Genomic DNA, 14,951 nt, shown 5'->3' with positions numbered 1-14,951 from the left:
ATCTTCAGCTGCTAAAACGGATTAATAAAAAAATATTTTGTAATTCATTCATTGGATCATTTAAAGAAACAAAAGAAGTAATTCCGCTAGAGTGGAATAAAAAGTGGCTTATTCAATTTGTATTTACTCTATATACATTTTAAATCAGGTTAGTCTTATCATGTTATCTACTCTTCTACGTTATGTATAAATCTTCTCTCCATAAATGTACCATCCTACTTTTCCGTTTATAAAACTATTCTACCTATTTTGACAAAATCAGACTTTTTATAGTGAAGCGCTTCACATTCTAGTACTTCTGACCGATATGTATATAGAAGAAATACATACGGAGGAGCTTGTTTATGAATTCTACGATTCAGGCAGTAGTCAATATTGCCCCCATTATAAAAGATACACTAGGTCCGACAGCCGCAATAGGCGTAATGGATACAGAGAAGTTTGTTTATTTTGCTCCATCAACGCTTTTGAAGCTGGACGTTGAAGCTGGAAAATCAAGACTTGATGAACATGAGGTTTATTTGCGAGCCATCAAAGGAGAACACATTATTTCTAAAACCGAAGATCCTGAGATTTTCGGTGTACCAGTCGTAACTTCCATAACTCCTATTCGGGATATGGAAACAAACGAAATCGTTGGTCTTTTGTCTTTATCTCGGACTTTGGAGCATCAAGAGAAGCTGGATAAAGAGCTTAGCAGACTGAATGAGGTCATCGATGCATTGCAAGGTAAGGTACAGCATGTAGCTGCACAAGCAGAGGAACTTTCTGCTACTAGTAGTGACATCAACCAGCAAGCGAACAATGCAAACCAAAACTCCCGCCAAATAGGTGAAGTGGTTCAATTGATAGAACAAATTTCCACACAGACAAATCTTCTTGGATTAAATGCAGCCATCGAGGCAGCTCGTTCTGGCGAAGCAGGAAAAGGCTTCGGTGTAGTGGCAGATGAAATCCGTAAACTTTCCGATAATACGAAGGAAGCAGTTCAGACAATCGGGAAATCCTTAACAGAGATACGATCCAGCATTGAAAACCTGACACTCAGCATTAATGAAGTCTCCACTTCATCAGAGGAGCAGTCTGTCGTCATGGTCGAATTCATGAATGACATTCAAGCTTTGGACGAAAAGAGCAAACAAATAATAGAAACCATGAAGAAAGTAACTAACCAGGAATAGGAGATTAGAATATGAATCTAACATTACAAGCGTTGGTCCATCTAGCACCTGAGATCAAAAAAAACCTTGGTGAGAATTGCGCTGTTGTCGTTACCGACACAGAGAATTTTATCTTTTCTTCCCAGTCGAAAGACTTTGATTATAGCGTTAATGTCGGCGATTTCGCTTTTTCTGAGGATAACGATATACTGCGTCAAGCGCTGCATGGAGAAAAGGTACAAATACATATTCCAAAAGAGCGTTACGGTGTCGGTATGCAATACTCCGCTAATCCCATACGTGATGAAAACGGGGAGATTGTCGGTGTTTTCCAAATCACCAAAACCTTGAAAGATGAAGAAATATTAGATGAGGAACTGGATGAATTACGCACTATTGTCAGCAGTCTGCAGGGAAAAGTGCAGCAAGTTGCTGCGCAGGCTGAAGAACTTTCTGCTACGAGCACGGATATCAATGGTCAAGCAGCTCATGCAAATGAGAACTCCCAGGAAATTAGTAAGGTTGTTCAACTGATTGAGGATATTTCAACACAGACAAACTTATTGGGCTTGAATGCAGCTATTGAAGCAGCCCGTTCTGGGGATGCTGGAAGAGGATTCGGCGTCGTGGCAGATGAAATACGTAAGCTTTCCATCGGGACGAAAGAAGCAGTCGGTACAATCGGTCAATCCCTTCAGGAAATACGGACAAACATGGAGAATTTGACTGTGAGTATCGGTGAAGTGTCCACTGCATCCGAAGAACAATCTCGTGTAATGGTAGAGTTCATGGAAGATATACAGAATCTTGATCAGCAAAGCAATGATATCGGACAATACATAAAAGACCTCACAAATTAAGACGGACTAGCATATAACTACTTCATTGAAAAAGGGGATAATACAATGAAATCTTTAGTATATTACGGATCAAAAGATGTAAAGGTTGAAAATATCGCTGAGCCAGAGGTCAGCCAAGATACGGTTAAAGTCAAGGTTAAATTCGCAGGTATATGCGGTACTGATCTTCACGAATACCTGCATAAGACCTTTGTAACAGAAGATAAAATGATTTTAGGTCATGAGTTTACTGGTGAGATTGTTGAGGTGGGCGGCAATGTAACCAAATTTAAAGCTGGTGATAGAGTAGCCGTAGAACCTATTTGGGGATGTGGCGAGTGTGATACCTGTAAAACAGGAAACTATAATATATGTCCTGATATGAAATCATACGGAATTCACGAGAATGGCGGCTTTGCTGAATACGTTGTAGTAAAAGAAGCAAATGTATTTGCACTGCCGGCTACACTTAGCTATGAATTGGCAGCTTTAATAGAACCTCTAGCTGTTGTATTACAAGCAATCAGAAAAAGCAAATTTAAAATTGGCGACAGCGTAGCGCTTTTTGGTGCAGGACCCATCGGACTGCTTTTGTCAGAAAGTTTGAGGGCAGCAGGAGCAAGTAAGATCTTTGTGGCTGAAGTAAATGAGGAACGCAGAAAATTAGCTTTGGAAATGGGTGCGGATATTGTTATAAACCCGATAGAGGAAGATGCAGCGCAAGTCATTAAAGATAATACGAATGGCGGAGTGGATGTCTCTTTTGATGTTGCAGGGGTGGAAGCTACATTCAATCAATCTCTTGATTGCATCAAACCTAATGGGGAATTTATGATTGTCAGTGTTTTCGCGAATCCAGTTAACTATCACCCAACAATGCAAGTAGTCAGTGAGAAGAAAATCAATTCCTCTCTTGGTTACAATAATATTTTTAGCCAAGCAATTGATTTGTTAGCTAAGGGATCATTGAATGTTAAGCCAGTCATTACGAGTATTATAGAGCTGGACAACATTGTGGCAGATGGTTTTGAAAAACTGATAAGTGATAAAAATGAATGTAAGATCTTAGTTAAACCTAGTTAAGATAGGAAAAAGGAAGATCAGTTTGATATGCTCCCTTTCAAGTAATCAGTTAAACTAACTGTTTACTGAAGGGGAGTTTTTTTAAGTTGAGGATTCCATACATCATAATTTTACTTTTTGGATGAGATTGTTTTCACTTGATTCATTTTAAAGTTCAATTTAAGTTAGTTGAATAAATAACTGTAAAGAACTTATTAGATTACAGAATAGCTTCAAATAGAGATCCTTGAGTCATGGAAAGCTGGAATAGAGGTTAACAATCATTGTTGGAGGTAAGAGCTCGATTTCGGTTACAATAGACTTTATTGAAGGAAAAGCTTACACTGGTACAATGTGCACGTAGAATGTTCATAAATGATCTTTCTTTATACTAAGTTTATTTGCAATAGCATACGATATATCCCACATTTCTTTCTTCTGTGTTTTTTGGAGTTGTACTAGATAGTTTTTTGAAGATGTTAGCTATCAACACATAAAAAGATACGTGGGAATAGGTAGTAAGGGGCATGAGTTATGAATAGAAACAACCAAACATCGAACGATTTACAAAAAGGGTTAAAAAACCGCCATGTGCAGATGATTGCACTGGGCGGAGCAATTGGAACCGGCTTATTTTATGGTTCTGCTTCTTCCATTGGATTAGCAGGACCGGCAATCCCGCTGGCTTACCTGGTAGGCGGCTTGATGATATTCTTTATCATGCGGGCTCTGGGTGAGCTTTCAGTTGATACGCCAAACTCTGGTTCCATCAGTTATTATGCTTATGAGAACTTAGGAGGCTTTTTCGGATTCTTTTCCGGATGGAACTATTGGTTCAATTATGTGGCAGTAACGATGGCGGAGTTGACGGTTGTCGGAATTTACGTCCAATATTGGTTTCCGGAAGTACCGTCCTGGCTTACAGCATTCGGATTCCTTATCTTGATTACTTGCATTAATTTACTTAGTGTCAAGCTTTATGGGGAATTCGAGTTTTATTTCGCTCTCATCAAAGTGGTAGCTATTATTGGCATGATAATTTTAGGTTTGATAATCATCTTCACTGGTTTTGGCAATAACGGTGTACCGACCGGTTTCTCCAACCTTTTTGATGAAGGAGGCTTCCTGCCAAACGGAATGATAGGTGTTCTTCTGGCACTTGTACCTGTTATGTTCAGCTTTGGCGGTGTCGAGCTAGTAGGGATAACAGCGGGTGAGGTGGATTCACCTAAGAAAACGATTCCTAAAGCAATCAATCAAGTTGTGTACCGCATCTTAATCTTCTATGTTGGTTCAATGATTGTAATCACTGCTATCTTCCCATGGAATCAAATTGACGGGGAAAGCAGTCCCTTTGTTCAAATACTCGAAGGCGTCGGTATTCCGGCAGCCGCTGGAATATTGAATCTTGTTGTTTTGACTGCAGCTGTGTCGGCGCATAACAGCAGCTTGTACAGCAATGGGCGCATGCTGCATGCCCTAGCGAAGCAGGGCAACGCACCACAGTTCCTGCAGCGTACCGGCAAAAGGACAGGTGCACCAGTACCAGCCATCTTACTCTCTTCCGGGGTGGCAGGAATTGCTGTTGTAGTCAACTTCTTAATGCCGGAAAAGGTGTTCGGCTATGTGATGGCAACTGCAACAGTTGCAGGCATCATCAACTGGAGTATGATTATTATCATCCATTTAGCATTCCGTAAACGTATAGGAAAGGAAGCAGCAAGCAAGTTATCCTTCAAGCTGCCGCTGTATCCTATCTCCAATTATGTTGTACTGTTATTCCTGGCAGCGGTGCTTGTCATTATAGGATTTATGCCGGATTATCGTTTGGCTCTATTTATATTGCCTTTGTGGGTACTGATATTGGTAATAGGATATACACTGAAGAAAAAATAAAAAATGCGTGTCCATTATAGGGACACGCATTTATTATTGATTGAATTACTTGACTTGTGGTTTTCATAACAAAATATAATCAGAATTCTAATTCTTCATACCATGAATCTAGATCGGTGAATTTGCCTCCGCTATTACCTCACAACATATTTGAGCCATTTCCTCATTACTTTCCTTCATTCCAGAAGTTATCCATTCCGTTAGAATATTATAGACAGCTCCACTCCAAAAATAGATATCATATTTTTGCTTCTTACTGATAGTATCAGCAGGAAGATCTTCAAGCATTATTTTGTTGATATTTGAAAGTATTATCCCTTCAAAACCCGCTTTAAGCAAAATGGAGTACATCTCTGAATGATTTCTCACTTGCATGAACATTGAGTGCCAAAAACCGAAATCATCTTCTGAATATGTGGTCAAATCCATTTTATTTGTAATAGCTTTTACTACTGTTTCTAAATAATTATTCAAAATATCCTCTTTCGATGAATAATTACGGTAATAAGCAGTTCTTGAAACACCCGAGCGTTTTACTATATCCGTTATAGAGATATCTTTGAATTCTTTCTCTTTCATTAAAATTAATAATGCAGTTTCAATACATTCTTTAGTAATTCGATTTGACTCTTCGTTAGATAATCGTAATATATCTTTTCGTTCAAGTTCGGTCTTTTTTGACATTACAATTCACCCCTTTTTGTGTAGTCCGTCCCTATACGTGTTGTTAAAGCAAATCAACTTCTAATATAATTGTTTCGCTGCTACAAGTGTAACATCGATATGTATTTGATTTATAAAAATAAATTAAATGACTTTTGGATTATTAGCTTAGTCTTCTACAGAACTACCGGCCCTTAAAGAAAAGCATATCCACAAGAAAGTTGATCAAGACAAGATTTGGGTTAAGTGAAAAATCATTGACATACGTAAAGCCTTAATGGACGGCTTAAATTTTTAGTGAATAATTTCAGGAACTAAAAATACTCATTTTATGCAGAAGAACAATAGAAGTAGAGGAGATATATATAAATTGAACCTTTTACCTAAAACAAAAATCCAACTTGACCACCTTGGGCAGTTTTATGCTGCTGTTCATAGTGAAAATAATCCCGGTACTTTTAGTGTCTCAGCACACTTAAAAGATCCATTGATCCCTAAAACACTCCAGCAAGCAGTAAATGATCTTATGCAAAGGCTACCCTTTCTAAACGTGGGTCTCAAGAGTGGTTTTATGTGGCATTATCATGAAGTTCTTGCAATTCCCCCAAAAATCGTAAGCGAGAACGATTTTCCACCATTGTGCAGTTCTTTCAAAATGAGCAGCAACCATCTGATAAGAGTCATATATGGAGAGCGTTATTTTACTGTTGAGGTATTACATACAGTATGCGATGGGCGCAGTCTCGCTATGGTAGTTAGTTCTTTGTTGGCTAGATATTCTGAACTCTTAGGTGAAAGAGTAATAAAAGAGAGGTTAGTAAACTGTAATGAGACTATGCACCTGGAAGAAGCGGAGGATGCATACGTGAAGTATGCTGATTTAAGAAAGACTAAGTTTGAAGATGACAAGGACGCTTATATACCTAAATACCAACCTGTCGCTACAAGGATCATGACGCATAAGTTTAAACTTACGCATATAAAAGCGAAAGCCAAAACAAAGAACTTAACGATCACCGAATTTATAATGGCCCATATTTGCAACGAATTTGCAATACAAAGAAGGAAAGACGGTTCCAATAATAAGATAACAGTCAATGTTCCTATTGATTGCAGAGGTTTTTTTCCTAGTAAATCTTTACGTAATTTTGTAACTCATAAGGCGATTACAATGGCTGAATCTTTGAGTTTCACCGATATGGCACAAGATTTAAAAAGGCAGTTTGCAGATATTACTCCGGATTTTATCCAGTCTAAAGTGAGCGAAATGGAAAGGTTAATGAGAATTGGGAAATGTATACCGTTATTTGTGAAAAACAGCATGATAAAAAAGATTGGGGAGAATGAGGGAGCAGGCTACACTACTGGATTCTCAAATTTAGGATTGATAAGACTCCCAAAAGAAATAGAAGAAAAAATCGAATCACTTTCATTTGCGCTAGGGCCTGAACCCAACATGCCATACCAATTTTCCTGTGTCGCAGTTGGTGATACACTTTCTCTATCTGTGACCACCACTGCAAAAGATACAGAGATTATCGATCGAATTATAAATGATTTATAAACACGTACAAAACTATTTGTGTAATTCCCTTCTATTCTTCGGCTTCAATAACTTTGCCCCCAATTAAACCGGTTGCTGCACTAATACCTTCCTAAGAAAGATATATGGTATATTTAACATATTGACTTCTAGTGTCTATGGCAAGGGGGGGAACATAATGAGCGATCTTTTTGACGGAATTAAATATACAAGAGTATACGAACAAATAGTAGATCAAATAAGGGACCGGATTAAAGAAGGAAGGATACTTCCTGGGGAACGACTTCCTGGTGAGCGGGAATTATCAAGTATGCTTGGATGCAGCAGAACCTCTCTTAGAGAAGCTCTTCGTGTCCTGGAAGCAGAGGGCATAGTCATTGCAAAACCTGGTGGCGGACGTTACGTACAAAACGTTGACCAAAGGCTTGTTATGGAATATAAATTTGATCCAGTGGATCTTATGAAAACAACATCGATTATGCACTTTCTCGAAGCCAGGGAAATGATTGAACCTACGATAGCTGCACTTGCATGTGAGAGAGCCACTGATGAGGATATTGCTAAAATGGAAGCTGCTTTGATAAAAGTGGAAGCTAAAAAAGAGGGTTTTGAAGAGAAATTGGAGCGCGACAGCATGTTCCATTTAGCATTGGCTGAAGCAACTCATAATTTCGTGCTTGTCACAACATTAGAAACGAATCTTAATATGCTGCAGCAAATTCGCCTGAAAACATTATTATCACAGGATAAGTTACAACGTTCATCAGCTGAGCACCGTGATATATTTGATGCTATAAAAAGGCGTAACGCGCAAGAGGCATCAAAAGCAATGTCTGCACACTTACAACGTTTAAGAGAGAGCTTAATAAATAGAACTTAGATTTTACTTTTCCCTGTCATTTAATTGATAGGGATTTTTATTTTTTTACATATATGTTGACGCTTTCATAAAAATAAGGCACAATACAATAAACTGGTCAGACCAGCAAACCATAAGTCCGATTTTGATGGAGGGGATAGTATGACAGAGAATAACGGACCGCTTACAGGTCTAAAAATCATCGATGCTTCCAGTGTAATCGCTGCTCCCTTTGCAGCCTGTTTGTTAGGTGATCTAGGAGCGGAAATAATAAAGGTAGAGCTTCCTGGAAAAGGAGACGCAACGAGAGGATTAGGGCCTTGGAAAGATTCTGAATCATTAAGGTGGCCGGGCCTTTCAAGAAATAAAAGATCTCTGACACTTGATATCAGAACAGAAGAAGGAAAAGAAATTTTCAAAGAGTTAGTAAAAACATCAGATGCTGTAATAGAAAATTTCCGTCCCGGCACTTTAGAAAAATGGGGGCTTGGATATGATGTATTGAAAGAGGTTAACCCAAATATTGTTTTAACACGACAATCTGGTTACGGACAGACAGGCCCTTATGCTGAGAAAGCAGGATTTGGGACTCCTTGTACAGCATTCTCAGGTTTCACATATCTGCAAGGATACTCTGACAGACCTCCAGTAAGCCCGGCTTTTTCATTATTGGACTATGTATCCGGCTTATTTGTTGCATTCGGAACTGTAAGCGCTCTCTATCATAGAGATAAAAATGACGCTGAAGGGCAAGTAGTGGAATTAGGTTTGTATGAAGCTATGTTTCGTATGATGGAGTTCCTAGTTGCAGAGCATGATCAGCTAGGAAAGGTTAGAGAAAGAGCTCCGATGCTAGCAGGTCATTCAAGCCCAGCAGGAACATATGAAACGAAAGATGGAAAATGGGTTGTACTCGTGTGCAGTACGGAGAAAACCTGGAGACGTTTAGCCGCGTCTATGGGCAGAGAAGATTTGATTGATCATCCGTCTTTTAAAACAAATCAAGACAGAATGCAGCATGACGAGGAACTACAGGACATAGTGAAAAAATTCATAGCCGGCTTAGATAACGATTTACTACTGGATAAGATGGACAAGGATGGGGTGCCTGTTTCCCCTATTTTAAGCATAGAAGATATTTTCAATCATCCGCAGTATAAGGCACGGGAAAATATCGTAGAGGTAGATCATCCTCGTTTTGGAACAGTGAAAATGCCTGGAATCGTACCAAAGTTCTCCGCTACCCCTGGGAGGATTCGAAGCCGTGCACCAGAGCTTGGTGAGCATAACACCGCCATTCTGAAGGATGAAATTGGATTGACAGAAGAACAAATCCAGAAGCTATATGAGAAAGGAGTTATATAAATGCCCAGTTATGATTGGCTGCCGAAAGAAGCTACTATTTGGGAAGTATGTCCCCGAGATGGATTTCAGATGGAAGAGGAATGGATTCCTACTGAGGATAAGATTCGATTGATACGTTCTTTTGCTGATGCAGGTGTGAAACATATAGAAGTGACATCATTTGTTCATCCAAAAGCTATTCCGCAATTGAGTGATGCGGAAGAAGTAGTCAAGCAAGTACAAGACTTATCAGATGTTTCGTTTCGTGCATTGGTTCCAAACCTGAAGGGAGCAGAGAGAGCAATTAATTCTGGGATTAAAAAATTAAAACTGATGCTCTCTGCAACAGACTCCCATAGCTTGTCTAACGCAAATGCAACTGTCGAAGAAGCACAAGCAGCACTGTTACCAATTGTAGAACTGGCAAATAAAAAGAATGTGGCAGTGAGCGGTTCGATTTCTGTGGCGTTTGGCTGTCCTTTTGAAGGGAAAGTTCCGCTAGAAAGATTATTGGCCATCTTATCTTACTACCGTGCCATGGGAATAAAAGAGGTCTCTTTAGCTGATACCTCAGGTACAGGAGACCCCAATCTCATATATGAGGTTTTAGGAAATATGAGAAAAGAATATCCTGACTTTACATTCTCCATGCATCTCCATAATACAAGGGGCTTAGCACTTGCGAATAGCTTGGCAGCCCTCCAGCAAAGAGTGACAATATTTGATAGTTCATCTGCTGGACTTGGTGGCTGTCCATACGCACCGAACGCTGCTGGTAATATCGCCAGTGAAGATATAGTCCATGCATTTCATGAAATGGGAATACAAACAGGAATTGATTTGGATAGATTATTGGAAGCAGCAGAAGAAGTGAAAAGAACGGTAGGGCACGATGGCGGAAGCTTTTTGCTGAAGGCAGGGCCTAATTCAAATCTGCATGGTAAGCCATCAGGACAAGTGAAGCTTGGATAAGAAGGGGCGATAAAAAGCTTCTTTTTAAAAACAGTCTGTGAAAGCGTTATCAAAACAACGAATTAGTGAGGAGCGAAGTTATGCTGACTTTCTTGGGGTTTGCTATGATTGTAGTCTTTATGTATTTGATCATGAGTAATAAAATGAGCGCTTTAAATGCCCTGATTATCATCCCGGCAATATTTGCATTGTTTGCAGGTTTCACGAATGTTGGGGAAATGATTATAGATGGTGCGCAGACGATAGCTCCTACTGCTATCATGGTTGCCTTTGCCATCTTGTATTTCGGAATTCTGATCGATGCAGGTATGTTTGACCCATTAGTAGATAGAGTGATTAAGTTATCGAAAGGGGATCCTTTAAAGATTACAATAGGAACAGCGATTCTCTCTCTCCTTGTCGGGTTGGATGGAGATGGTACGATTACGTATTTAATTGTAGTCACTGCATTTTTGCCACTATACCAAAAGTTGGGGATGAATAAACTAATACTTGCCTGTCTCCCTGCTATGAGTATGGGGATTATGAATGTCCTCCCATGGGGCGGCCCTACTGCTAGAGTCATGTCTGTATTTAATTATGACGCGTTAGAAGTGCTTGCACCACTCCTCCCTTCCATTATCGCGGCAGCTTTGTATGTGGTTGGCCTTGGTATTTTCTTTGGTTTGAGAGAAAGAAAAAGATTGGGCATATCACCATCTCTCCAAAAGCAGCAAAGTTGGAATGCTGAAGATGAATTAGCATCAACCCTAAGCAATGAGACTGACTCTTCATTGAAAAGACCTCGACTATTCTGGTTTAACTTATTAATTACGCTGACGCTCATTTTGTGTCTCTTGACGGCTGCTTTGCCTTTACCAGCACTATTCATGCTTGGCTTTGTCATAATCTCTGTAGTGAACTATCCAAAGATAAGTGATCAAAAGGCTAGAATAGAAGCTCACGCTGGCAATGTGCTCACAGTAGTTTCACTCATTTTTGCTGGAGGTGCTTTTGCTGGGATATTAGAAGGCACTGGAATGGTCGACGCCATGGCAACAGCGCTCGTAAATGTCATTCCAGATGCACTCTCCCCACAATTACCGCTTCTTGTTGGTTTGACCAGTATGCCTTTTACATTCTTTATGGCAAATGATCCCTATTACTTCGGTATTGTACCAATCCTTGCTGAAAGTGCTTCGCAAATTGGAATAAATAAATTAGAAATTGCACAAGCATCGTTGCTTGGCCAACCACTTCATTTATTAAGTCCGCTGGTAGGGTCTGTTTACGTCTTAATAGGACTAGTGGGTGTGAGCTTTAGAGATCATATTAAGTTCTCTACAAAATACGCTGTAGGAAGTGCACTTGTTATGATTTTGGTTGCTATTTTGGTTGGAGCTTTATCCATTTAAGATGTAAATTACAGGCACATTAGTTGTGCCTGTATTCTATTTGTTAACTTAGATATTACTTCTCTAATTGCTCTTCTCCCCAATAGCAAATTGCGTCTAATACAGGAATTAATGATAATCCCTTCTCGGTTAAGCTATATTCCACTTTTGGAGGCACTTGAGGATATTCTTTGCGATTTACTAGCTGATCGTTTTCAAGTTCTTTCAGCGTATTGGTTAATGTTTTAAAAGAAATATTGCCTAGCATCCTTTTTAACTGATTATAACGAATAGGGTCATTGCTCATATATAGGGCATATAAAACTGACATTTTGTATTTCCCCCCAATTAAAGACAACGTAAATCCAAAACCAGTATCTTTTATTTGATCTTTAAATTCATAGCGATCCATTCAACACTCTCCTTAAGGTAAGTATCGCACTTTAATTACCGTACTTGTAGAAGGATTAGGCATTCAATAAACTAAATGTACATCAAGCTATGATGCAAAGAAAGCGAAAAAAGGAGGAAACAATTATGAAGACCATTGTCTATGCTCATCCTTGGGAAGGAAGCTTTAATCATGCGATCTTAACTAGCATAACAAAAGACTTAGAAGCCAAAAGAGAGAAATTTCAATTGATCGATCTTTATAAAGATGAGTTTAACCCTGCTTATACAGCTGAAGAATTGAAGCTATTTAACAAGGGAGAAACCCCGTACAAATTAGTGAAGGAATACCAGGCAAAATTAAGCCAAGCCACGGAATTGATATTTATTTTCCCGGTCTGGTGGTGGGACTTACCTGCTATTTTAAAAGGTTTCATCGATAAAGTGATGTTGAGTGGCTTTGCTTTTTTAGAAGACAAAGAAAAAGGTGAGCTGAAAGGATTATTGACTAACATAAGAAAAACAACTGTCATTTCAACTTCTACAACTGATAAAGCTTACATTGAATCGGAAGGTGGAAACGCTATTCAGGGAGTCTTTATCAACAGAACACTAGCTGACTTGGGATTAAGAAATGATGACACAAAATGGATTCATTTTTCTGGGGTAAACGTAACAACGGATGAGAAAAGAAAACTGTTCTTACAAGAAATACCCCATAAACTTTGAGTTGATTTTTCTGTTTGACTGTGGGAGAGTGATAAGTCTGGTGTAAAAGAACGTAGTACTCGTCACACAGTATCCTGCTTAATCCAGTCCCAAAAATGTATAGCAAAAAGCCACACTTGTAGTGAAGTGTGGCTTCGTTCATCTTATTATTTATCTACCCTTAAATTCTTGAAATAATATTCTTTGTCATGATCCGTAATCTCCCTGAGTACTCGGCACGGATTACCTATAGCAACAACGTTGGAAGGTATGTCTTTTGTCACTACACTGCCAGCCCCAATGACTGTATTGTCTCCTACTGAGATACCTGGAAGAAGAATTGCACCAGCACCTATCCAACAGTTTCTTCCTACAGTTACTGGTACATTAAATTGATATGCTTCTTCACGGAGTTCGGGCCAGATAGGATGGCCAGCTGTTGCTATCGTTACATTAGGGCCTATCATTGTATAGTCTCCGACGTAAATATGCGTGTCATCTACTAAAGTTAAATTAAAATTGGCGTAAACATTCTTTCCGAAATGAACATGGTTGCCACCCCAATTTGCATGGAGTGGGGGCTCTATATAGCAACCTTCCCCAATCTCAGCGAACATTTCTTTAAGCAAAGCTTCTCTTTTTTTTATTTCGGTTGGTCGCGTTTGATTAAAGTGGTATAGCCGTTCGAGGCATACTAGTTGTTGAGCTGCAAAATCTTTATCTCCTGGTAGATACAAACTTCTATTGTGCAGTCTATCTTTAAAACTTTTATCCATATGTACAGCCTCATTTCTTCAAAAAAAGTTGATTATAGACTCTGCTAACGTCTTTCATTACGTTCTCACCTATCAAGAAGTTTCAAGACGTGATTATTGGCTCAATCTCTTAGGCTTAACATTAATTTCGTTAGCTCGTATTAAAATCAACCGACAGAACATTATCCCTGCTACACATACTAGAAGAAAATAAGGAAATATCAAAAAGGAAATGGTCGCTAGCAACTGTCCTAGCAAGGGCGCCACTAAAGTAGCACCTGTGTAAGCAAAGGCCATTTGAATTCCCATAGCTGCTTGTGAATGTTCTACTCCAAAATATACAGGAGTTTGGTGTAACATAGAAGGGTAGATTGGTGCAAGACCGGTTCCTATAATGACAAAGGATAATAGAGTAAATATTGTAGGAAATGGAAGTAACATTATAACTAAACCGAAAGCAGCCAAAGTACATCCCAGCCGTATTAATGCTTCATTCTTTATACGTATTGATAGAAATCCACTTAACATACGGCCTGCTGTCATACCAAGAAAATACAAAGAAATCCAACCAGCGGCACTTTCGGCTGGGACATTCTCTATTTTGACTAAGTAACTTGAACCCCAGAGCATTATACAAGCCTCTGTTGATGCTATTAAGAAAAATGACACCATTCCAAAGGCAGATCCTTTTTTCTTAAAGGAGTTCAGCAATCCCATTTTACTTTCTGAATTGGTTTCTTTCGTATATTGAATTCTATTACTATCAGCATCTTCGTATTTTTTCCACTTTGAAAGTGAAAATAAAAGCAGCAAGACTAATGCAAACTGTACTAATGAAATGGTAAAATAACCACTTCTCCAAGAATTCCCCCAAACAACCAATACTGATAATATAACAGGGCCGAGCAGAGCTCCAACTCCCCAGAATGCATGTAACCAGTTCATATGTTTTGCTTCGTAGTGAGTAGCAACAAACCTGTTTAAAGCTGCATCCACTGCTCCAGCGCCCAGTCCCAATGGTATAGCACATACTATCAGCCAGACAAATGAAGGAGAAAATGCGAAACCAAGCAGTGCGATAGCAGTCATGGATACACTTACTATCACGATCCTGCCAGTACCTAGTATTCTAATTAATCTATAAGAAAACAGACTGGATACTATTGTTCCTATAGAGATAATGATAGAAGCAATACCTGCATTGCCAATCGGAACGCCAAGATCAGTATTCATAAGCGGCCACGCAGACCCTAGTATTGAATCGGGTAAACCTAAGCTGATAAATGATAAGTAAATTAAGAAGATGAAGAACATGATATCCTCCTATTCCTAAAAAGGAAGCTTATACTGCAAATAAACAGCAATTACCACCCTGTGTTAACGAGTT

Annotated in this window: 13 protein-coding genes and 1 pseudogene; 10 read left to right on the top strand and 4 right to left on the bottom strand. The window is 39.1% G+C overall.

Translation table 11 applies throughout. From position 1 onward, the window contains the following. Positions 1–848: 848 nt before the first annotated feature. From CHH91_RS21585 to CHH91_RS07350, 4 genes and pseudogenes are all read left to right on the top strand, one after another. A pseudogene (locus CHH91_RS21585) lies at positions 849–1,181 on the top strand (methyl-accepting chemotaxis protein); the annotation flags it as partial. 11 nt (positions 1,182–1,192) lie between these two features. Further along, positions 1,193–2,020, top strand: coding sequence for a methyl-accepting chemotaxis protein (locus CHH91_RS07360; protein ID WP_095222795.1), 828 nt, complete (start codon positions 1,193–1,195; stop codon positions 2,018–2,020). 45 nt (positions 2,021–2,065) lie between these two features. Then, positions 2,066–3,082, top strand: coding sequence for a 2,3-butanediol dehydrogenase (locus tag CHH91_RS07355; RefSeq protein ID WP_095222794.1), 1,017 nt, complete (start codon positions 2,066–2,068; stop codon positions 3,080–3,082). Positions 3,083–3,595: 513 nt separating this feature from the next. Beyond that, positions 3,596–4,957, top strand: coding sequence for an amino acid permease (locus tag CHH91_RS07350; protein WP_095222793.1), 1,362 nt, complete (start codon positions 3,596–3,598; stop codon positions 4,955–4,957). 108 nt (positions 4,958–5,065) lie between these two features. Here CHH91_RS07350 and CHH91_RS07345 read toward each other — a convergent pair whose 3' ends face one another. After that, positions 5,066–5,641: a TetR/AcrR family transcriptional regulator gene (locus CHH91_RS07345; protein ID WP_095222792.1), complete on the bottom strand. Its 576-nt coding sequence runs from the start codon at positions 5,639–5,641 to the stop codon at positions 5,066–5,068. Between the two features lie 349 nt (positions 5,642–5,990). Between CHH91_RS07345 and CHH91_RS07340 the strand changes: the two genes are divergently transcribed. The 5 genes from CHH91_RS07340 to CHH91_RS07320 all read left to right on the top strand — a co-directional run bounded on the left by CHH91_RS07340 (position 5,991) and on the right by CHH91_RS07320 (position 11,732). Continuing rightward, a complete protein-coding gene (locus tag CHH91_RS07340) occupies positions 5,991–7,184 on the top strand; it encodes a hypothetical protein (protein WP_095222791.1) in 1,194 nt (397 codons plus the stop codon). 157 nt (positions 7,185–7,341) lie between these two features. Next, on the top strand, positions 7,342–8,043 hold the full coding sequence (locus CHH91_RS07335) for a FadR/GntR family transcriptional regulator (RefSeq protein WP_095222790.1): 702 nt from the start codon (positions 7,342–7,344) through the stop codon (positions 8,041–8,043). A gap of 141 nt (positions 8,044–8,184) precedes the next feature. Beyond that, positions 8,185–9,387, top strand: a complete 1,203-nt coding sequence (locus tag CHH91_RS07330; RefSeq protein WP_095222789.1) for a CaiB/BaiF CoA transferase family protein — start codon at positions 8,185–8,187, stop codon at positions 9,385–9,387. Further along, a complete protein-coding gene (locus CHH91_RS07325; protein ID WP_095222788.1) occupies positions 9,388–10,338 on the top strand; it encodes a hydroxymethylglutaryl-CoA lyase in 951 nt (316 codons plus the stop codon). 80 nt (positions 10,339–10,418) lie between these two features. Further along, the gene (locus CHH91_RS07320; RefSeq protein ID WP_095222787.1) at positions 10,419–11,732 is read left to right on the top strand and encodes a CitMHS family transporter; all 1,314 of its coding nucleotides are present in this window, start codon (positions 10,419–10,421) and stop codon (positions 11,730–11,732) included. A gap of 55 nt (positions 11,733–11,787) precedes the next feature. Here the strand turns inward: CHH91_RS07320 and CHH91_RS07315 are convergent, their stop codons facing one another. Beyond that, positions 11,788–12,123: a winged helix-turn-helix transcriptional regulator gene (locus tag CHH91_RS07315; RefSeq protein ID WP_095222786.1), complete on the bottom strand. Its 336-nt coding sequence runs from the start codon at positions 12,121–12,123 to the stop codon at positions 11,788–11,790. A gap of 125 nt (positions 12,124–12,248) precedes the next feature. On the opposite strand from CHH91_RS07315, the gene CHH91_RS07310 reads away from it, so the two are divergent. Then, positions 12,249–12,830 (top strand): NAD(P)H-dependent oxidoreductase, encoded by a 582-nt coding sequence (locus CHH91_RS07310; protein WP_095222785.1) that lies wholly within the window; start codon positions 12,249–12,251, stop codon positions 12,828–12,830. A 146-nt stretch (positions 12,831–12,976) separates the two neighbouring features. Here the strand turns inward: CHH91_RS07310 and CHH91_RS07305 are convergent, their stop codons facing one another. Further along, positions 12,977–13,585 carry a sugar O-acetyltransferase gene (locus CHH91_RS07305; protein WP_095222784.1) on the bottom strand — a complete coding sequence of 203 codons (609 nt, stop codon included), beginning with the start codon at positions 13,583–13,585 and terminating at the stop codon, positions 12,977–12,979. A 93-nt stretch (positions 13,586–13,678) separates the two neighbouring features. Beyond that, positions 13,679–14,878 carry an MFS transporter gene (locus CHH91_RS07300; protein WP_095222783.1) on the bottom strand — a complete coding sequence of 400 codons (1,200 nt, stop codon included), beginning with the start codon at positions 14,876–14,878 and terminating at the stop codon, positions 13,679–13,681. Positions 14,879–14,951 lie beyond the last annotated feature (73 nt).

Origin of the sequence: Virgibacillus sp. 7505 (assembly GCF_002272135.1) — a bacterium.
GTDB lineage: Bacteria > Bacillota > Bacilli > Bacillales > Amphibacillaceae > Terribacillus.
The sequence above is the reverse complement of the archived record's forward strand: the minus strand, read 5'-3'. Positions and strand labels throughout refer to the sequence as shown.